The sequence below is a fragment of the Tessaracoccus flavescens genome (assembly GCF_001998865.1).
In the GTDB taxonomy this organism is placed as follows: Bacteria; Actinomycetota; Actinomycetes; order Propionibacteriales; family Propionibacteriaceae; genus Arachnia; species Arachnia flavescens.
Window position 1 is genome coordinate 3,024,926 of the sequence record NZ_CP019607.1, and the last position, 19,678, is coordinate 3,044,603.

Sequence of the window (19,678 nt, forward strand, 5' to 3'; positions counted from 1 at the left end):
GGGTGGGGCGTTCGTCATGGATGCTGGGTCAGCGGCGGCGCTGACGCAGCTTCTCCAGCTCCGCGCGCTCCGAGCGGGTCAGGGAGTGGATCCCTTCGGCGTTGATCTTGTCCAGGAGCTGGTCGATCCGTTCCTCGTCGGTGGCCTTGCGCTGGGCCTGTCGCTGTTGCCCGCGGCTCGGCTGCTTCGCCCGCGTGGAGGACGACTGTTTCCTCGCCTTGGACTTCCTACGGCCGGGGATCCACCCGTAGTCGGAGAGCAGGCCGGCGCCCCTGGCCGCCATCGCCACGAACACGAGGGAGAACACGAAGCCGAGCAGCTGGCCCCAGGCGCCCGTGGCGAGCATCGGCAGAATCTGCAGCGCGAGGAAGACGATGCCGATCACCCAGGCCGGGATGTTGAAGAAGAAGCGGCGGGTCGGCCATTCGGCGATCCACAGCAGGAGCAGGCAGAACTCGATCATCCGCATGCCTGCGATACCGCCGCCGACGAACAGGCCGACGACGGTGGTGGTCAACGTGAGGGAGGCCCAGATGGCGACGAACAGCAGGGCCATCTGTCGCTTGCCGATCTGCGACTCGAGGTCGCGGCCGAACAGCCACAGCAGCGCCAGGTTGATGATGGTCCACAGCGAGAAGCCGTCGACCAGTGGCCAGGTGACGAGGCGCCACACCTCCCCGGAGAACATGTGCGCGGGAATCAGCGCGAGCGTCTCGTACAGACCCGATACGAACAGCGTCGCCAGCATGCCGACGGCACCGATAAGCACGACGAGCACGGTCGTCGTGACCTGGAGCCGGCCGATCTTGAACCAGGGGTCTTCGGTTCCATGGAAGAAAGCACTCACACAACAAGGGTGCCAGATCGGCGCAGAGTGTGATCGCACTGAGGAGTGGGTGCCGTGCCGGACGCACTAGGCTTCGGCCATGTCACGCGTGATCCACACCGGCCAGGCCCTGGTCGACGCGACGGCCCAGGTCCGCGCACTCCCGGCGAGGGGACAAAACTCCATGGCGGACGGCTGGAGCCAGGAGGCCGGCGGAGCGGTCAACATCCTGGTCGCGGCGGCGCGCTCGGGCGCCGAGTGCGTCCACGCGGGCACCATCGGTACCGGGCCGAACGGCGACATCGTGCGCGAGGCGCTCCAGGCCGAGGGGGTCGCCTGGTCGGCTACCGCCGTGGAGGATGAGGACACCGCGCTGTGCGTCGTGCTGGTGGAGCCGAGCGCCGAGCGGACCTTCGTCACCATGCAGGGCGCGGAGCGCAGGCTCACCGTCGAGGCCCTCGCGAGCTCCCGGCCCCGGCCCCGTGACCTCGTCTGCGTCACCGGCTACACCCTCGCCGTCGACTCGACGAGGGTCCCGCTCGAGGCCTGGCTCGAGACCCTTCCGGAGGGGGTCGAGGTCGTGCTTGACCCGGGCGCCGCCTTCGCCGACCTGCCTGAGGACGTGCGTTCGAGGATGCTGGCCCGGACGAGCGTGTGGACCTCGAACCAGGAGGAGGCGGAGGCTATGACGGGGGAGGCCCACATGGCTCGCTCGGCCGCGGCGGTGGCGTCTCTCCTTCCCGAAGGCACCGTCTCCATCGTGCGCGACGGCCCCGAGGGCTGTGCCGTGCACGTCGCTGGCACCACGACGGTGGTGCCCGGCTTCCCGCAGAAGCCGGTGGACACCAACGGTGCAGGCGACGCCCACACGGGGGTGCTCGTGGCGGAGCTCGCCCTGGGCACCGACTGGGTCGAGGCCTGCCGCCGCGCCAACATCGCAGGCGCCATCAAGGTCACCCGCCGCGGACCGGCGACCGCCCCCACCCGCTCGGAGATCGACGCGTTCGCGGCGCGGCTCTGAGCGACCTGCCACACTGAGCCCCATGAGTGACGTTGAACCCTGGCTGATCGTCATCGACGCGCAGCGCATCTTCGCCGATCCGCAGAGCGACTGGGGCTCCCCGATGTGGAACGCAGCCGAGGCGAACATCGGCCGTCTGCTCGAACGTTTCGAGGGCCGCACCATCCTGACCAGGTGGATCCCGCCGACGGCCGATGGGCGTGCCGGATCGTGGGCCGACTACATGGCGGCATGGCCCTTCGCCGACCGGCCACAGGACGACCCGTACTTCGAACTCGTTCCTGCGCTGGCAGGGGTGCCGGCACCTGTGGTCGATGCGCCGACCTTCGGGAAGTGGGACGCGGTGCGCGCGCTCGTGGGGGAGACCCCATCGCTGGTGGTAACGGGAGTCTCGACTGACTGCTGCGTGATCTCCACGGTGCTGCCCGCGGCCGATGCCGGGGCGAGAATCACGGTGGCCACCGACGCCTGCGCCGGATCGACGCAGGAGAACCAGGCGGCGGCTCTGACGGTGATGGGACTCTACCCGCCCCAGGTCCGACTGCTCAGCACCGACGAGGTGCTCGACAGTTAGGAGAGGTTGGAGGCCGGACCGCAGAACGCCTCTCGGCGCGAGGCCGCTCGGAGCGGCAAATAGTGGAGCCCGGGGTTACCGCGGCCCGACCAATGACGAGTCTATCGGGTCCGCCCAACAATCAAAGACCGCAGGCGACGGCTCGTCAGTGCAGTTCCCCCGAGCGCCACAGCGCCGCAGCGGTGGTCAGCTCGGCCGAGACGGAGTCATAGCCCTCGAGGCGGCGCCACTCGTCTGCGACCCGCTGCGGGTCCCCGTTGCCGGAGATCAATTCGCGCGATCCGCCTGCCATGACCCGTGCGAAGGCCGCCGCGCGCTCGAGGGCGACGGCGAAGTCGCCGGTGAACGCGCCACGCAGGATCTCCGTGGCGAGGTCGACCACCTCCTCTGGCGAGGGGGCGCTACCGGAGCCGGCGATCGCCTGCCCGACCGTGTCGACCTCGACCCCCCGCTTGAACCGGTAGCCGGCCGCGGACGGGGCCTCGCGCACCGCGTGCCGCAGCAGGTAGAGCCGCCACATCGCGCCCGGAAGAGAGGATGCGGGGGAGTCGGCCCACAGCTCCGCGAGGTCCTCGAGCCCCTCACCGTCGGCGAACGCGATGACGCGGTCGACGACCTGCTGGTCGGGCGCCTTGCGGACCCGGTTCAGGAGCGCGGCGGCCGTGTCGTGGGCGAGGCCGCTGAGTTCGGCCGGATCGCCCGAGCTCGCCATCATCTCGATGACATCGCCCGGACGCTTGACTGGCTTGTGGAAGTCGCTCACCAGTCGATCCTACGTGCCGCTCCGGCTGCGACGGCCCCGGCAGCGTGACGCCGTCGGGTGGTGCGACCCCGTTAGGCTGAGTCCGTGGAGATCACACGCGAGGCACCCGCCGCGGCTCCGGGTGCGCCCGGATACGACCTGTACGAACTCGATGCCGAGTTGTGGGACGGCGTCCTGCTCGACCTCTTCGGCAACGACGACCTCGGACAGTCGCCGCTTCGGCGGTGGGCGGAGAGCACCGCGCCGCGGGTCACGCGACATCAACTGGTGGTCGCCCGCGAGAACGGGGTCGTCCTCGGCGTGGCGCTGCTCGAGCTGCCGCAGTTGGACAACCGACACATCGCGTTCCTCTCCGTTGCCGTGCGCCCCGAGCACCGACGACGCGGCGTAGGGGGAGCGCTCTTCGATGAGGCGGCCGCCCTCGCCGCCGAAGAAGGACGCCACGACCTCCAGGCCTGGACCTGGGACAGGCTCGTGGAGCCGGGGGCTGGCACCATCTCGGCCGCCCAGGGCGACGGGGCGATCGACCCCACCTCCGACGGAGCCGCCTTCCTGCTCTCCCGCGGCTTCACCCTCGCCCAGGTCGACCTGATGTCCGGGCTGACGCTCCAGGCCCAGGCCGAGCTGGAGCAGCTCGCGGCCGAGACGCGCTCGGCGGTAACCGCCAGATACTCCCTGGTGCAGTGGCGCGGCGACACCCCGGAGCGGTGGATCGAGGACGCGGCCGCGCTCCAGGTGGCCATGAGCACCGACATCCCCACCGGGACGGCCGATCTTCGGCCCGAGCTGGTCGACCCCGACCGGGTGCGCTCCGAGGACCGCCGCCGACGCGAAGGAGGGCTCGATGAACTGGTCACCGCCGTCGAGCACGACGGCCGACTTGTCGCCTTCACCCGCGTCATCCACGACCCGTCCCGCCCCGAGATCGCCGACCAGTGGGACACCCTCGTCCTCGGCGCACACCGCGGCAACGGGCTCGGCCTGCTGATCAAGACGGCGAGCCACGCCACGCTGCGCGCCACGTGGCCGCGGATCCGGCGGCTGATCACCGGGAACGCGTCGGAGAACTCCTGGATGCTGGCGATCAACCGACGGCTCGGCTACCGGCCGGTCGCAGCGTCGGGCTGGTTCACCCGCAAGGATCCGGGCCATGGCACTGAGTAGGCAGGCCATCGTCGACGCAGGGCTCGGCATCCTCGACGCCTACGGGCTCGGCGACCTCAGCATGCGCAGGGTCGCCGACGTCCTCGGCGTCCAGGCGGGCGCGTTGTACTATCACGTCCCCAACAAGCAGTCGCTGCTGGCCGCGCTCAGCGAAGAGGTCCTCGGCACCGTCCTCGATCCACTCGACGACACCGATCCCTCCACTTGGTTGACCGGCTGGGCGATGTCGCTGAGGCGGTCCCTGCTCGCGCGCCGCGACGCGGCCGAACTCGTGGCGTCCTCCCTCGCGCTCGGGCTGGTCGGGCCCGACCCGACGGAGGCAGGAAGGGCTCTCCTCGAGCGTGAAGGGTTCCACAAGCCCGAGGCGACCATGGCAACCCTCCTGCACTTCGTCCTCGGCCACGTCGTCGAGGAACAGACCCGCGCCCAGATGCACGCGCTCGGGGTCGTCGCGGAGTTCGACGTCGCCGCCTCGGGCGCCCGCTTCGAGTGGGGAGTGCGTCTGATCGTCGCCGGAGCCGGACGGCTCATACACGACGAGGCGCAACGGCGTTAGGCTTACCGCATGCATCGGCAAGGACGTCGGTTGGTGGCCATGGTCATGGCAGGGTTGAGCCTCGCCCTCCTGGGGTGCGGGACGACGCGGGTCTCACCGTCGACCTACGCGGGTTCGCCGGAGTCTCCCGACATCGTCCTGATGGTCGAGGCCGGAGCCGCCGACGAGATCGCCGAGGCGAAGGTGACCGGGCAGGACGATGAGCAGGTCGTCGTGGAGGTGCGGCTCACGCGGGGAGAACCCGCCGAGAACGCTGCGGGCCACACGCTCGAGGCCACTGTCCGGCTCGACGGGCCGCTCGGCGGAAGGCAGGTCGTCGATCAGGAGGGAAGGGCGATCCCGCAGGCGTGAGGTGAGGAGAGCGGTGGCACAGCATCGGGCGAACGGCGAGGCCGGCGCAAGGCAGGTCCTCCGCTCGCTGATCGGCCCCGTCTACGCGCCGACCCTCTTCCAGGCCGTCGGCATGACGGCGATCCTCCCGGTGATCCCGCTGATCGCGCTCTCGCTCGGCTTTCCCGTACCCGCGGCCGCAGCGATCACCATGATCACCGGCATCGTCGGCGTCCTCGGGCCGATTCCGCTCGCCTCGGTGATGACGGTGGTGGGCGAGCGGAGAGCGATGATCGCCACCGGAATCCTCGTCGCCCTCACCCAGATCGGCTCGCTGCTGCTGATCAACCATGCGCTCACCACGACGCCGACATCGTGGCATCGGGTCGGGTTCATCGCAGCGCTCGTGGTGTCTTCTCTGTGCCGCGAGGTGTGGGTGATCGGCAGGCAGGCCTACCTTGGCACGGCCCTGCCACCGCAGTTCCGGGCGCGGGGGATGACCACCTTCGGCGGCATGATGCGGATCGGCCAGGTGATCGGCCCCCTGCTCGGCGCAGGCGTGATCGCGCTCGGCAACGAGGCGTGGGTGATCGGGCTCGACGCACTGGCGATGCTCGTCGCCACGCTGCTCGTCGCGGTCTGCATGCTGCCGTCCGACTCGTCGCCCCGCGGACGGGTCACCGTCCGGCAGGCGTCCGGGAGGCTGCCGGTCGAGCCGACCCCGCACGACCCGCGGCGCACTGCGGGGATCACCATGCTCCAGGCGGGCATCGGCATCGTTCCGCTCACCATGGCGAGGATCGCCCGTCCGCTCGTCGTGCCACTGCTCGGGGCGTTGCTCGGGCTCAGCGCCCAGGAGATCTCCCTGATCTTCGCCATCTCGGCACTGGTGGAGATCGCGATGTTCATCCCGGCCGGCTCCCTGATGGACTCATTCGGTCGCACCGCCGTGGTGGTGCCGTGCCTCTTCTTCTCCGGCGCCGGCTATCTGCTCCTGGTCGCGCTGGCAGGCACCGTCGGTCACTCTTCGCGCGCCGTCGCGTTCTGGGCGCTCGTCGCCTCGGCCGCGCTCATCGCCTTCGGCAACGGCTTCGGGTCGGGGTCCGTGCAGACCCTCGGGCTCGACCTGTCTCCAGAGCACAACCGGACGAGGCACCTGGCCCGCTGGTCGACCATCACCGGCTCCGGGCGGTTGCTCGCGCCCGGGCTCGTCGCCGCCGTGACGCTTGTGTGGCCGATCACCGCAGCCGGAGCGGTGATCGGCGGGCTGTGCTGGTTCGGGGCGCTGTGGTCGCTGCGGCTGTTGCCCCAGGTGACGCCGCGGCCACCGCGCGGCCGATGGGCCGACCGGTCGGTACACCTAGACCCGCCGCTCGCGCGTGTCCGTCATGGCTGCCACGGCCAGGCCGACGACTCCGAGCGCTGCGGCACCCGCGAAGAGCCACGGCAGCAGCGCCGTCCACTCGAGCAGTGAGGCTGCGAGGCCCTCCGCCACCGACCCGGTGACCGCCGTGCGGATCGATGACGACGATGCCACGTCCACCATGCCGAGACCGACCCTCGCTGCCACCACGGCGACGAGGCCGAACATGGACGCCAGGATCCAGGCGATCCACCTGCCCTTCCTCGATCCGACGACAAGGCCGAGCAGGGCGAGCACGCCCGCGGCCACATAGAACCAGACCCAGACGCGCGCCAACCCGAGAGCCTCGGAGGCGAGCTGCGCCTGCCCTGCGCTTGGCGTGCCGAGCGGGACGCGCGTGTCCGCGGCCCACTCAAGGTTCTCGAGGTAGGGGCGCAGGCGTGGTCCCGCCTCCTCCGTGAGCTTCGCCTTCCCGAGGTCGACGAACGGCTCGAGGTCGAGCCATACGGTGGGGGTGACGCTCTTGTCCTCGCGGTAGCGGTCGAGGTCGGCGACAAGGGTGGTGCGGGTCGTGTCGAAGGAGTCACGCCACGCCTGATCGACGCCGGGGTCCGCAAGGGCGCGGCTCGCGGCGGTACCGAGCAGCTTCTCGATCTGGGGCCGCAACTCGGGAAGGGAGTCCACCGAACTCGGCAGCTGCTGTCGGGCGAGGTTGACCATCTCATCGGCGACGGCCTCGATCACGACCGGATCCTTCGCCACCGGCTCGACGATGGCCTGTGCCGGTTCAGGGGTGCGAGCGAGGCGGTCGAGCCACTGCGCCGTCACGCCGAGCAGGACGGTGATCGCCGCGAGTGTGAGCAGCACGAGCGAGATCAGCGAACGGACAGCGCTCATCCGGGCCTCCTAAGGTCGTGGCCAAGAGTAACCCCACGGGAGAGGGCCCCGTCGCCCTCCGCCCGCGAGCCTCGCCCGGCGCGAGGCGGGGGGCCGACATCGGGTGCCGACCCGGCGACGACTCAGTGCCCTGTCACCTGGATCACGGTCGGCCGCGGGCCGGAGAAGTCGCCCCGCCTTCCGCGTTCACCCGGCATCACGTAGTCGGGGAAGTACGAAAGTGGCTCTGCCCAGGCGCCGTTCTCCCCTGGGGGCTGGACCGTTACGAAGACGGAGCCGTCCTTGTCGTGGATGACCGGGCCGCAGGTCGCGGCGCCGACGGGCACCGAGAGGAACTTCTCGACCTTTCCGCGCTCGCGCCCGGAGAGGGTGACCCGGTGCAGGGCGTCGTTGTAGCCGATCGATCCGGCTTGGCTGTCCGTGGAGACCCACAGCGTGCCGGTCGAGTCGAAGACCCCGTTGTCGGGGCAGGCGATGGGGGAGACGGGTCCCGTGTACCCGCCGAAGTAGGTGCTCGCCGTCGCGGGATCACCGCAGATGAGCAGCAGGTTCCAGTCGAAGCTGCGCGCCGTGTGGTCGCCGCGCGACAGTCGTAGCCGAACTGACCCGCCTGGGCGGACCCCGTCTGCGCCGATCCGTCGAACTCGGGCGCCGCGCAGGACCGGGTCGCCCCAGCGGATGATCGGCTGCCACGCGTAGCCGCGGGTCACCGTCACGTCGTCGAGCGTCCCTGTGACGGGGGTGATCGGCTCGAACCGCAGCCCGGCACCCCTGCCCCTGTCGGCGGAGGCGAGCGGGTCGGCACCGAGAACCGACGGGAGGCCGGCGGCCAGGCCGACGGCGGACGCGCCTCCGAAGAGCGCCCGCCGGGAAGGCGCCTTGGAGGCGATGTCGCGGAAGTGTCGGTTTTCTGAGGTGTCGGGTACGGGCTTTGCGCACGCGTCGCCGCAGCATAGGCGGCAGGTGACGGGGCTGCGGTTGCCGTGCGTGAGCCCGAGCATCGGAGGCTCTCGATCTCTGGTGCTTGTCATGGGTCACTCCTTCTCGGGGATCCTCATCCACCCTGGGGCCTGGTCGCGTGGTTGGCATCCGGAAGACCGGTGGGCAAGGGGTGTCGCAGCCGGTGAGCCTCGCCCCGCGCTGCCGCCGTGGAAGGCAGAGCGGGCATCGACCGCGCACGGATTGAATATCTATTGCGTCTGTGGAATAATTTCGACCATGACGTACAAGGTGGCTGTTGCCGGATGCACGGGCTACGCGGGTGGGGAGCTGCTGCGGATCCTGCTGCAGCATCCCGAGGTCGAGATCGGTGTCCTGACCGGGAACTCCAGCGTGGGGGAGCGACTGGGTGACCACCAGCCCCACCTCGCCCCGCTCGCCGACCGGATCGTCGCGCCGACGACGGCGGAGGAACTCGCCGGACACGACGTCGTCTTCCTCGCGCTCCCGCACGGGACCTCGGCGGCCATCGCCGAGCAGCTCGGCGACGACGTGCTGATCGTCGACGCCGGAGCTGATTTCCGGCTCAACGATGCCGCCGCCTGGGAACAGTTCTACGGTTCCCCTTACGCCGGCACCTGGCCCTACGGCCTCCCCGAACTGCCCGGAGCGAGGGACGCGCTCGAAGGGTCGAAACGGATCGCCGTTCCCGGCTGCTACCCCACCGCGTCCACGCTTGCACTGCTCCCGGCCGTCGCCGGAGGACTCGTGGACCCGACCCAGATCTCCATCGTCGCGGCAAGCGGCACCTCCGGTGCAGGGAAGGCGGCCAAGCCGCACCTGATCGGCTCTGAGGTGATGGGCAGCATGAGCCCCTACGGCGTCGGTGGCGGCCATCGGCACACCCCGGAGATCACGCAGAACCTGTTGAGCGTGACCGAATCGGAGGTCAGCGTCAGCTTCACCCCGCTGCTCGCGCCGATGCCGCGCGGCATCCTCGCCACCTGCTCAGCGCCCATCGTCGGAGACGTGAGCACGGCCATCGCGCGCGCCACCTACGAGGCGTTCTACGCCGACGAACCCTTCGTCGACCTGCTCCCGGAGGGCAGCTGGCCCCAGACGGCCGCCGTCGTCGGGTCCAACCGCGCGACGGTGCAGGTCGTGGCCGACCTCGCCGCCCGCCGCCTGATCGCCATCTCCGCGATCGACAACCTGACAAAGGGCACCGCCGGAGGTGCCGTCCAGTCCATGAACATCGCGCTCGGCCTCGACGAGTCGACCGGGCTCAGCACCACAGGAGTTGCACCGTGAGCGTCACCACACCGAAGGGCTTCGTCGCCTCGGGCGTCACCGCAGGGCTCAAGCCGAGCGGAAAGCCGGACGTCGCAGTCGTCGTCAACCAGGGGCCGAGCAGCGCCTCGGCCGCAGTGTTCACCACCAACCGGGTCTTCGCCGCGCCGGTGAAGTGGTCGCGGGAGGCGGTCGCGGACGGCCAGCTGCAGGCGGTCGTGCTCAACTCCGGAGGCGCCAACGCCTGCACGGGGGCTGACGGCTACGCCGACTCGGCGGCAACCGCCTCGCGGGTTGCGCAGAGGCTCGGGCTGATCATCGACAACGTCGCCGTGTGCTCCACCGGCCTGATCGGCATCCGGCTCCCCATGGACAAGCTGCTCCCCGGAGTCGACGCCGCCTGCGCCGAGCTGTCCGCAGACGGAGGGTCGGCGGCCGCGACGGCGATCATGACAACAGACACCGTCTCGAAGCAGGCCCACGTCACCGTCGACGGCTGGAGCATCGGCGGTATGGCGAAGGGTGCGGGCATGCTCGCGCCCGGCCTGGCCACGATGCTCGTGGTGCTGACCACCGATGCGGAGGTCGCCTCGCATGATCTCGACGTCGCGCTGCGCGAGGCGTCGCGGGTCAGCTTCGACCGCGCCGACTCCGACGGCTGCATGTCGACCAACGACACCGTCGTCCTGATGGCCTCTGGAGCGAGCGGGGTCATGCCCGACGCGGCGACCTTCCAGGAGGCGCTCACCGGCATCTGCGTCGATCTCGCGGCCCAGTTGATCGCCGACGCGGAGGGCGCCGCCCACGACATCGCCGTCGAGGTCGTCGGTGCCGCCTCCGAGGCCGACGCCGTCACAGTGGGCCGCGAGATCGCGCGCTCCAACCTGTTCAAGTGCGCCGTCTTCGGCAACGACCCCAACTGGGGTCGGGTGCTCTCGGCGATCGGCGTCACCGACGCCGAGTTCCGGCCAGACGAGATCGACGTGTCGTTCAACGGCGTCATGGTGTGCCGCGGCGGCCAGATCGGCGAGGACCGCACGCTCGTGGACCTCTCGCCGCGCAAGGTCCGCGTCACGGTCGACCTCCATGCAGGGGCGCACAGCGCGACCATCCTCACCAACGACCTCACGTACGACTACGTGAAGGAGAACGCGGAGTACTCCACATGAGTCCGAGGACCATCACGCAGCGCCACCCAGAGCTGCTGGCGAAGGCCAACACCCTGATCGAGGCGCTGCCCTGGCTTGCCGAGTACGCCGGCGAGACCGTCGTGATCAAGTACGGCGGCAACGCCATGACCGACGACTCGCTGAAGCGGGCGTTCGCGGAGGACGTCGTGTTCCTGCGGCGCGTTGGGCTGAAGCCCGTCGTCGTCCACGGCGGCGGCCCGCAGATCTCGTCGATGCTCGACAAGCTGCAGATCGCCTCGGAGTTCCGTGGCGGGCTGAGGGTCACCACGCCCGAGGCGATGGACGTGGTCCGCATGGTGCTCGTCGGCCAGGTCGGCCGTGAACTGGTCAACCTGATCAACCAGCACGGTCCGTTCGCGGTCGGCATGTCGGGGGAGGACGGCGGGCTCTTCACAGCGCGGAAGCGGGGCCTCGTCGTCGACGACGAGGAGGTCGACCTGGGGCTGGTCGGCGATGTGAAGTCGGTCGACCCGAGCTCCCTGAACGACCTGATCGATGCGGGACGGATCCCCGTCGTGGCCACCGTTGCGCCCGACACGTCGGGCCAGGTGCACAACGTCAACGGCGACACGGCCGCCGCGGCGCTCGCCGTGGCGCTCAAGGCGAGACGCCTCGTGATGCTGACCAATGTCGCGGGCGTCTACGCCAATTATCCCGACGAGGACTCGATCATCACGCAGATCAACACGACCGAGGTGCGCGAGCTTCTGCCCTCGCTCGACTCGGGGATGATTCCCAAGATGGAGGCCTGTCTGAGCGCCGTCGAGGGCGGTGTGGCGTCGGCCACCGTGATCGACGGGCGGGTGCCGCACTGTCTCCTGCTTGAGATCTTCACCGATGAGGGCGTCGGAACCATGGTCACCAACGAGGAGTTCGCATGACCCAGCAGGAACTGCAGGCCCGCTACGAGGCGGTCATGATGAACGCGTTCGGCGCGCCGAAGCGGGTCTTCGAGCGCGGCGAGGGCATCCACCTCTGGGACGCCGACGGCAGGCGCTACCTCGACCTGCTCTCGGGCCTGGCGGTGACGGGACTCGGGCATGCGCATCCCGGCGTGACCGCCGCGATCACCGCCCAGCTCGGGTCGCTCGGGCACGTGTCCAACTTCTTCGCAAGTCAACCGCAGGTGCGGCTGGCCGAGCGGCTCGCCGCACTGACCGGGCATCCCGACGCGAGGGTGTTCTTCACCAACTCGGGCACCGAGGCGAACGAGGCCGCGTTCAAGCTGACCCGGCTGACCGGCCGCACGAAGGTGATCGCCATGGAGGGCGCCTTCCACGGCCGCACCATGGGAGCCCTCGCGCTCACCGCGAACCCGAAGTACCGCGAGCCGTTCGAGCCGCTGCCCGGCGAGGTCGTGTTCGTCCCGTTCGGGGACGAAGCGGCGCTGCGGGCCGCCGCTGACGAGCGGACGGCCGCCATCCTGATCGAGACCGTGCAGGGGGAAAACGGCGTCGTCCCTGTCCCTGATGGGTTCCTCGCGGCCTCGAGGAGGATCGCCGACGAGGTCGGCGCCCTGCTCTGGATCGACGAGGTCCAGACCGGGCTCGGCCGCTGCGGTGAGTACCTCGCCCACCAGGCCGACGGCGTCTCGGCCGACCTGATCACGCTCGCGAAGGGGCTCGGCAACGGTTTCCCCGTCGGCGCCTGCATCGCGACCGGCCGTGCGGCCTCCCTGCTCCAGCCCGGACAGCACGGCACCACCTTCGGAGGCAACCCGGTCGCGGCCGCGGCAGGCAACGCGGTCCTCGACGCCCTCGAGGGTGGGGTGCTCGAGAACGCCCGCGCTACGGGGGCATGGCTCGCCTGGGCGATCGAGGCGCTCGGGCATCCGCGGATCGAGGGCGTCCGGGGACGCGGCATGCTGCTCGGCGTCGTCCTCACCCGCGACGTGGCCGCCCAGGTCGCAGACGCCGCGCTCAAGGCAGGCTACGTGATCAACGCCCCGCGCCCCGGGGTGCTGCGGCTGGCTCCGCCACTGATCGCGACCCCGGAGGACCTCGCCGGTTTCGTCGAGGCGCTGCCCGGCCTCCTGGACGCCCATGGCTAGCCCGACCCGTGCCGGCCGGCTCGCCACCCTGCGTCAACTGCTCGCCGAGGCCCGCTACACCTCGCAGGGCGAGCTGATCGACGCCCTGGCGGAGGAGGGCATCGTGGTCAGCCAGCCGACCCTCTCGAAGGATCTCCTCGAACTGGGCGCCGTACGCCAGCGGGCCGTCGGGGGAGCGCTCGTCTATGCGGAGGCCCTCGAGGCGGGGGAATCGGCGGCGCTGGAGAAGCTGGCCCGGCTGTGCGCGGAACTGCTCCAGTCGATCCGCCACGCGGGCACCCAGATCCTGGTCAGGACGCCGCCCGGGGCGGCACAGTACTTCGCGTCCTACCTCGACCTCGCCGGGCTCCCCGGCGTTCTCGGTACGATCGCGGGCGACGACACCGTCCTGGTGATCGCCACAGACAATGAGGCAGCCAACCGCACCGTCGGCTGCATCTCAGAAATGACGAAGAGCGGCAGGCCGGCAGTGAGGGAAGACTCGTGAGCACAGGACGACTCTGGGGCGGACGCTTCGAAGGTGGGCCGAGCGACGCGATGTTCGCTCTGTCGAAGTCGACGCAGTTCGACTGGCGGCTCGCCCTGCACGACATCGCGGGTTCGAGGGCGCACGCCAAGGCGCTGACCGCAGCCGGGCTCCTCGACGCCGATCAGGCCGCGGCGATGGACCAAGGGCTGGCCGAGCTGGCCCGCCGGGTCGAGTCGGGCGAGTTCGTGGCCGCCGAGAGCGACGAGGACGTGCACGGTGCCCTCGAGCGCGGGCTGAAGGAGATCGTGGGCGACGACCTCGGCGGGCGCATCCGCGCCGGACGCTCCCGCAACGACCAGATCGCCACCCTCATCCGCAGCTACCTGCGCGAGGAGATCCGGCTGATCGCGCAGGACGTCGACGCCGTCATCGAGGCGCTCGCCGGGCAGGCCGAGGCAAACCTCGGTGCGGTGATGCCCGGACGCACGCACCTCCAGTCGGCGCAGCCGATCCTGCTCAGCCACCACCTGCTCGCGCATGCCTGGCCGTTGGTACGCGACATCGAGCGACTGCGCGACCTCGACCGGCGGCTCTCGGTCAGCCCGTACGGCTCCGCGGCACTCGCGGGCACGTCGCTCGGCCTCAGCCCCGAGCTCGTCGCGGGCGAACTCGGATTCGCGTCGTCGGTACCGAACTCGCTGGACGGCACAGCGGCGCGCGACCTGATCGCGGAGGCCGCCTATGTGCTTGCCCAGATCGGCGTCGACCTGTCACGACTCAGCGAGGATGTCATTCTCTGGTGCACCGCCGAGTTCGGCTTCGCGACGCTTTCCGACGCCTGGTCGACGGGCAGTTCGATCATGCCGCAGAAGAAGAACCCGGATGTGGCGGAGCTCGCCCGTGGAAAGGCGGGCCGCCTGATCGGCAACCTGACCGGTCTCCTCGCGACCCTGAAGGGTCTGCCGCTCGCGTACAACCGCGACCTGCAGGAGGACAAGGAGCCCATCTTCGACGGGATCGACCAGCTGCACGTCCTGCTGCCTGCCGTCGCCGGCATGGTCGCGACGCTCACGTTCCACCACGACCGGATGGCCGAGGTGGCACCCCGTGGCTTCTCGCTTGCCACCGACATCGCCGACCACCTCGTCCGCGAGGGGGTCCCCTTCGCCGTGGCACACGAGGTGGCGGGGGAGTCGGTCCGCTACTGCGAGGAGAGGGACATCACCCTGCAGGACCTCACGGCCGAGGATCTGCCGCGGATCTCCGAGCACCTCGACCCTGGCGTGCTCGACGTGCTCACGGTGGACGGATCGGTCGCCTCGCGCGACGGGCGTGGCGGAACGGCCCCGGTCCGGGTCGCGGAACAGGCCGTCGAGCTGCGCGCCGTCCAGGCCCGGCTCCGGGAGTGGGCCGCGCTCGGGTGAGTCCTTCGCCCGCACACCTGCCGGCGTCGGAATGGCGAAGCGCTCCGGCCTCAGTATGCTGAGGCGCGTGAATGCACTGCTTGAGGACCTGAAATGGCGTGGGCTGATCGCCCACTCGACCGACCTGGACGCGCTCGGCGCGCACCTGGACGAGGGGTCCGTCAAGTTCTATGTGGGCTTCGACCCCACTGCCAAGAGTGTGCACACCGGCAATCTCGTCCAGATCCTCCTTGCGAAGCGCCTGCAGGAGGCAGGCCACCAGCCGTTCATGCTTGTCGGTGGTGCCACCGGGCTGATCGGCGATCCGAAGGAGTCGGGCGAGCGCGTCATGAACTCCAAGGAACTCGTCCACGAGTGGGTGGAACAGATCCGTGGCCAGGTGAGCCGGTTCCTCTCGTTCGAGGGCTCGAACGCCGCGACGATGGTGAACAACTACGACTGGACCGCGCAGATGTCGGTGCTCGACTTCCTGCGCGACGTGGGCAAGCACTTCCCGGTGAACCGGATGCTCGCCCGTGACGTGGTCGCGCGTCGCCTCGAGGCCGGGATCTCGTACACGGAGTTCTCCTACGTGCTGCTTCAGTCGATGGACTACCGCGAGCTGAACCGCCGTCACGGGATCACCCTCCAGACCGGCGGCTCGGACCAGTGGGGCAACATCGCCGCAGGCGTAGAACTGATCCGGCGCAGTGACCAGAAGCGCGTGCACGCCATGGCGACACCCCTCCTGACGAAGGCCGACGGCACCAAGTTCGGCAAGACGGAGTCGGGGACCGTGTGGCTCGACCCGGAGCTCACCTCGCCGTACGCGATGTACCAGTTCTTCCTGAACGCGGAGGACGCAAAGGTGATCGACTACCTGAAGGTCTTCTCCTTCCGGGGACGCGAGGAGATCGAGGCACTCCAGCAGGCGACCATCGAGGCGCCGTTCAGGCGTGAGGCACAGCGGGCCCTCGCAGACGATGTGACCGACCTGGTGCACGGAAAGGGGGAGCGCGAGGCCGTCGTGGCCGCCTCGGCCGCCCTGTTCGGGCGAGGTGAGCTGCAGTCCCTGAGCGACCAGACGCTCTCGTCGGTGGCCCGAGAGGTCGGCGGGGGCACGTTCGAGGGTGACGCGACCGTCGTCGACGCGCTGGTCGCTGCCGGCGTCGTCGACTCGAAGGGGGCGGCCCGTCGCGCGATCGGCGAGGGTGGGGCGTACCTGAACAACGAGCGCATCGAGGACCCGGAGCTGGTGCTCACCCCGGAACAGCTGCTCCACGGACGGTTCGCGGTGCTGCGCCGCGGACGCAAGACCGTCGGCATCGCCGAGCGCGTCTGAGCCAGAACAACCTGGCGGCGGCCCCTGCACCTGCGGGGCCGCCGCTTTCGTGTCCTCCCCGCGGATCCAGGGGACGTTGGGCCGGCGTTTCGCCCTCAGCGATCCGGGTCGTGGTACCTCACTGTCAAGTCCCCGCGAAATGGTAGGCCTTACCTCAGATATTTTTCCCCGCGAAAACAAGGGTTAGCTGGCCCGGGTTTTGAGGCCGGCGGGGTCGGGTGCCTTCCATGCGATGTGTTGTTCGAGACGGGCTGTCTTTCGGCCTGCGAGTCGGGTGAGCTCCTGTTGGATCTCGGTGATGCGTCGTTGCATTGCGACGGGTTTGAGGGTGGCCTTGTAGGCGGCTAGTTCTGTTTCCTGGGCGGGGTTGAGGACCCCGGCGGCCAGGAGCCTCTGGTAGGGGGAGCGTGGCTTGTCGTAGAGGCGTTTGCGGCGCCCTACGGTGTCGGTGGCCCAGCCTTCGGGTTTCTTCGTGGGGGTGAAGAAGTTGAGCCGGTCGTTGACCAGCGGCCATAGCTGGTTGAGTAACGCGAGTTCGGTGGCGGTGTCGTAGCGGTGGTAGAAGCCGTAGCGGCGCACGAGGTGGTTGTTCTTCGATTCGATGGTGGCTTGATCGTTTTTCTTGTAAGGCCGCGACCGGGTGAAGAACACCTCTCGTTGGCCGGCCCAGCCGATCAGGTCGTGGTTGATGAACTCCGAGCCGTTGTCACAATCGATCCCGGTGACCGCGAACGGGACCTGGGCGATGAAGTGGTCGAACGCGGTCCGGATGTGGAGGTGGGCGTTGTTGCGGATGGAGTAGGTGAAGCTCCAGCCGGTGTGCATGTCGGTGAAGTTCACGCTGCGGGCGAACTCGCCCTTCAGCGTGGGGCCGCAGTGGGCCACGGTGTCGACTTCGAAGAACCCGGGTTCGGCTTCGACCTCGTCACCGGCTTTACGCACGGTGATCGAGTTTCGTAGCAGGCTGCCGGGCTTGGTGGCGGTCTTTCCTCGGATCGGGTCCTTCGCCCGCGCCGGTGCGAGGTACCGGTCGATCGTGGCCGCCGACATCGATTCCAGCTCGGCCCTGACCTCGGCGCTGTAACGGTCCTGGCTAGGCACCAGTTCGCCTTCGGCTTCCATCGCATCGATCAGATCGCTCATGGATGCGGCGAGGTACTGCCCGCAGCTGCCCCCCGAGGCCGCCCATACCCGCTGCAGGATCAGCCTGGCGTCGTAGGAGTACTTACACGCCTTGGTCTTGCGCCGATCGATCACCGCGACCGTCGCGGTGGCCCGTCCCGGGGCCTGTTTCAACCGGGCCACCAACTGCTGGCGGGCATGGTCACGGTTCCAGCCGGTGATCTCGACCACGTGGTCGAGGATCTGGGACTTGCCCTTCTTCGGGGCCGCGGCATAGGCCTTGGCGTACTTCTTCGTGATCTCGACTCGGGCTGCCATCGACAGCTTCTCTCCAACCTCCACACCCCATCGTGGCCGGTCACTGTTTCCCGGGGAAAAGTATGTGAGGTACGGCCCCTTCGTTCGCGGGGACTATGTATGAGTGTCGTCGCGGGCCCGTTGCCTCATGTCAAGATGCCCGCTTGGTTTGAGTCGTTGCCTCATCTGAAGATGCCCGCGTGATTTTGGTGCGGGAGAGGTAGACGTGGTTGCGTTTCGCGCGTCGCTGGACGGCTCCGCGGCGTTTGGCGAGGTCGAGCAGGTTGCCTTGGATCACAGCGATCTGGTCGCCGAGTTCGATGGGGTCGACGGTGTCGAGGCGGTCGTGGAGGGCAGCGTGCTCGGCTGGGGTGAGCGTGTCGGGGTGGTCGCGAAGGAGCCGGTCGGCTGGTGTGGTGGCGGTGTCGTGGCGTTTGGTGACTTTCGCGCCGGTGCGGGTTTTCGAGATCAGTTTCTGGCTGGGCATCAGCAGGTTGTTTCGGGTGTTCCAGGCGGGCCAGAGGTGGTTGAGGAGGTCAAGTTCGCGGGCGGTGTCGTAGCGCCAGTAGCCGACGGCGCGGCGCACGATCGACCAGTTCTTTTGCTCGATGTGGGCTTGGTCGTTGGAGTGGGAGGGCCGGCCGCGGGTGAAGGTGATCTGGCGCAGGTTGCAGTAGCGGGAGAGGTGGTGGTTGATGAACTCGGATCCGTTGTCGGAGTGGATTCCCAGGATCAGGAACGGGAACCGGCCGATGAGTTGGTCGAGGCCAGCGGCGACGATGCGTTCGCCTTTGGAGCGCACGGTGCAGGTTTCGGTCCAGCCGGTGGCGATGTCGGTGGCGTTGAGGCTGTAGTGGAAGGTGCCGTTGTTGTCGCCGCCTTCGTGGCCGACCAGGTCGATCTCGATGAACCCGGGTTCGGTGTCGTTCCACTCGGCCCAGGTCTTGAGCGGAATCGAGGACTTCAACAACGAGCCGGGTTTGGTGTGGGCGATGCCTTTGGCAGCGATCAGTCCGGTGCGGTAGGGCTGCAGGTGCCGGTCCATGGTGGCCGGTGACATGGCCAGGAGCTGGTCACGGACCTCGACGCTCATGTCGAGTCGGTCGAGGCGTTCCAGCGCGGCCAGCAACCGTGGCAAGGCGGCTGCGAGACGTTTCGAGGCGATCCCGTCGAGCATGGCCCAGCACCGCACCAATGCTTCGGTGACGTGTGTGTCGTAGCGCCTGATCGCCTCTCGGGGTTTGCGGGGCCCGGGCATCTGACCGGTCGCGGCGCGGCGCAGCATCTTGCGGGCATGATCGCGATGCCAGCCGGTGACCTGGACCACCGCGTCCAGAATCGCGGCCTTCTCCGCCTTGGTCGCCTTCGTCCATGCCTTCGCCTGGGCCGTGGTGATCGCTTTGCGCTGGGCCATCGTCAACTCCATCCTCGTAGCGTGCCGCTACGCGGGCATGTTGAGATGAGTCAACGAATCGACCTACGCGGGCATCTAGCGTGAGTCAACTCGGCGGGTTTGCGCGACGTCGTGGGGCCGTGTATAGTTCATCAAGCTCCCAAGGAGACCCGCACGGAAACGGGCGGTCCTGAGGAGCCACACCCCATCTCAGCGTCGCGGGCGAGCGTGCGTTCAACATGAACCAGCTCAAGGTCCGGGCAACGAGCATGAGCCCTGAAGGCCGATTTGATCGGGCGGACGGAAGCAGGTAGTGTAGGTCGGGCTGCTTCGGCAGTCAACAACAACTCAACAGCTGGTTGGCCCCAAACCTCCGGGTTTGACAGGCCGAGACGGACCAAGTAAAGTTGGACGAGCCGCCAAAGCGGCAAGCCAACAGAGAAACGCCTAGTCAGCTAGGGTTTCGGGCCGGCTCAGCCAAGTCGAAGAAATTTGACAGGCCGAACGCCAGCTAGTAGAGTTGGTCGAGTTGCCCCAAACGGAACTTGAGCCTGGATGGCTTGGGGGATGTGCGGGACGCACCCGAAACTTGAGAACTCAACAGCGTGCTTAAAGTCAATGCCAAATATAATGCACAGTGCAATTGACAGATCTTTGTGGTTTGTTGGTTGCGTGCGAACCCGTCTCCA

19 protein-coding genes are annotated in these 19,678 nt (G+C 68.8%); 13 read left to right on the forward strand and 6 right to left on the reverse strand.

Features of this window, described 5'->3' with window-relative positions:
- Positions 1-28: 28 nt before the first annotated feature.
- Entirely contained in the window at positions 29-847 is an 819-nt protein-coding gene (locus BW733_RS14690) for a rhomboid family intramembrane serine protease (protein ID WP_077351643.1), read from the reverse strand.
- A 79-nt stretch (positions 848-926) separates the two neighbouring features.
- Here BW733_RS14690 and BW733_RS14695 point away from each other — a divergent pair, with 79 nt between their 5' ends.
- Both BW733_RS14695 and BW733_RS14700 read left to right on the forward strand, forming a co-directional pair.
- Positions 927-1,847, forward strand: coding sequence for a PfkB family carbohydrate kinase (locus tag BW733_RS14695; RefSeq protein WP_077351645.1), 921 nt, complete (start codon positions 927-929; stop codon positions 1,845-1,847).
- A gap of 22 nt (positions 1,848-1,869) precedes the next feature.
- A complete protein-coding gene (locus tag BW733_RS14700) occupies positions 1,870-2,421 on the forward strand; it encodes a cysteine hydrolase family protein (RefSeq protein WP_077351647.1) in 552 nt (183 codons plus the stop codon).
- Between the two features lie 145 nt (positions 2,422-2,566).
- On the opposite strand, the gene BW733_RS14705 is transcribed toward BW733_RS14700, so the two are convergent.
- Entirely contained in the window at positions 2,567-3,184 is a 618-nt protein-coding gene (locus BW733_RS14705; RefSeq protein ID WP_077351649.1) for a hypothetical protein, read from the reverse strand.
- Between the two features lie 84 nt (positions 3,185-3,268).
- Between BW733_RS14705 and BW733_RS14710 the strand changes: the two genes are divergently transcribed.
- Genes BW733_RS14710 through BW733_RS14720 form a run of 4 tightly spaced genes read left to right on the forward strand, consistent with a single transcriptional unit; the run spans position 3,269 to position 6,708 of the window.
- The gene (locus BW733_RS14710) at positions 3,269-4,348 is read left to right on the forward strand and encodes a GNAT family N-acetyltransferase (protein WP_077351651.1); all 1,080 of its coding nucleotides are present in this window, start codon (positions 3,269-3,271) and stop codon (positions 4,346-4,348) included.
- Positions 4,335-4,904, forward strand: coding sequence for a TetR family transcriptional regulator (locus BW733_RS14715; RefSeq protein WP_077353040.1), 570 nt, complete (start codon positions 4,335-4,337; stop codon positions 4,902-4,904). The genes BW733_RS14710 and BW733_RS14715 overlap by 14 nt, the downstream gene beginning before the upstream one ends.
- 9 nt (positions 4,905-4,913) lie before the next feature.
- The gene (locus tag BW733_RS18360; RefSeq protein ID WP_161490253.1) at positions 4,914-5,255 is read left to right on the forward strand and encodes a hypothetical protein; all 342 of its coding nucleotides are present in this window, start codon (positions 4,914-4,916) and stop codon (positions 5,253-5,255) included.
- A gap of 13 nt (positions 5,256-5,268) precedes the next feature.
- Positions 5,269-6,708: an MFS transporter gene (locus BW733_RS14720; protein ID WP_161490254.1), complete on the forward strand. Its 1,440-nt coding sequence runs from the start codon at positions 5,269-5,271 to the stop codon at positions 6,706-6,708.
- On the opposite strand, the gene BW733_RS18000 is transcribed toward BW733_RS14720, so the two are convergent.
- Together BW733_RS18000 and BW733_RS14725 are read right to left on the reverse strand one after the other, a co-directional pair.
- Positions 6,595-7,494, reverse strand: a complete 900-nt coding sequence (locus tag BW733_RS18000; RefSeq protein ID WP_152024742.1) for a hypothetical protein — start codon at positions 7,492-7,494, stop codon at positions 6,595-6,597. The genes BW733_RS14720 and BW733_RS18000 overlap by 114 nt on opposite strands.
- Before the next feature lie 122 nt (positions 7,495-7,616).
- Positions 7,617-8,525 carry an alkaline phosphatase PhoX gene (locus tag BW733_RS14725; RefSeq protein ID WP_077351655.1) on the reverse strand — a complete coding sequence of 303 codons (909 nt, stop codon included), beginning with the start codon at positions 8,523-8,525 and terminating at the stop codon, positions 7,617-7,619.
- A 187-nt stretch (positions 8,526-8,712) separates the two neighbouring features.
- Between BW733_RS14725 and argC the strand changes: the two genes are divergently transcribed.
- From argC to tyrS, 7 genes are all read left to right on the forward strand, one after another.
- Entirely contained in the window at positions 8,713-9,744 is a 1,032-nt protein-coding gene (argC, locus tag BW733_RS14730) for an N-acetyl-gamma-glutamyl-phosphate reductase (RefSeq protein WP_077351657.1), read from the forward strand.
- On the forward strand, positions 9,741-10,892 hold the full coding sequence (argJ, locus tag BW733_RS14735) for a bifunctional glutamate N-acetyltransferase/amino-acid acetyltransferase ArgJ (protein WP_077351659.1): 1,152 nt from the start codon (positions 9,741-9,743) through the stop codon (positions 10,890-10,892). The genes argC and argJ overlap by 4 nt, the downstream gene beginning before the upstream one ends.
- Positions 10,889-11,794, forward strand: coding sequence for an acetylglutamate kinase (gene argB / locus BW733_RS14740; RefSeq protein WP_077351661.1), 906 nt, complete (start codon positions 10,889-10,891; stop codon positions 11,792-11,794). The genes argJ and argB overlap by 4 nt, the downstream gene beginning before the upstream one ends.
- Positions 11,791-12,963: an acetylornithine transaminase gene (locus BW733_RS14745; protein WP_077351663.1), complete on the forward strand. Its 1,173-nt coding sequence runs from the start codon at positions 11,791-11,793 to the stop codon at positions 12,961-12,963. The genes argB and BW733_RS14745 overlap by 4 nt, the downstream gene beginning before the upstream one ends.
- A complete protein-coding gene (locus BW733_RS14750) occupies positions 12,956-13,450 on the forward strand; it encodes an arginine repressor (protein ID WP_077351665.1) in 495 nt (164 codons plus the stop codon). Before BW733_RS14745 ends, BW733_RS14750 begins: the two co-directional genes overlap by 8 nt.
- 50 nt (positions 13,451-13,500) lie before the next feature.
- Entirely contained in the window at positions 13,501-14,856 is a 1,356-nt protein-coding gene (gene argH, locus BW733_RS14755; RefSeq protein ID WP_237268420.1) for an argininosuccinate lyase, read from the forward strand.
- Positions 14,857-14,923: 67 nt separating this feature from the next.
- Positions 14,924-16,177: a tyrosine--tRNA ligase gene (gene tyrS, locus BW733_RS14760; protein WP_077353042.1), complete on the forward strand. Its 1,254-nt coding sequence runs from the start codon at positions 14,924-14,926 to the stop codon at positions 16,175-16,177.
- A 183-nt stretch (positions 16,178-16,360) separates the two neighbouring features.
- Here tyrS and BW733_RS14765 read toward each other — a convergent pair whose 3' ends face one another.
- Positions 16,361-17,617, reverse strand: coding sequence for an integrase catalytic domain-containing protein (locus BW733_RS14765; protein WP_152024495.1), 1,257 nt, complete (start codon positions 17,615-17,617; stop codon positions 16,361-16,363).
- 130 nt (positions 17,618-17,747) lie between these two features.
- A complete protein-coding gene (locus BW733_RS14770; RefSeq protein WP_202970180.1) occupies positions 17,748-19,022 on the reverse strand; it encodes an integrase catalytic domain-containing protein in 1,275 nt (424 codons plus the stop codon).
- Positions 19,023-19,678 lie beyond the last annotated feature (656 nt).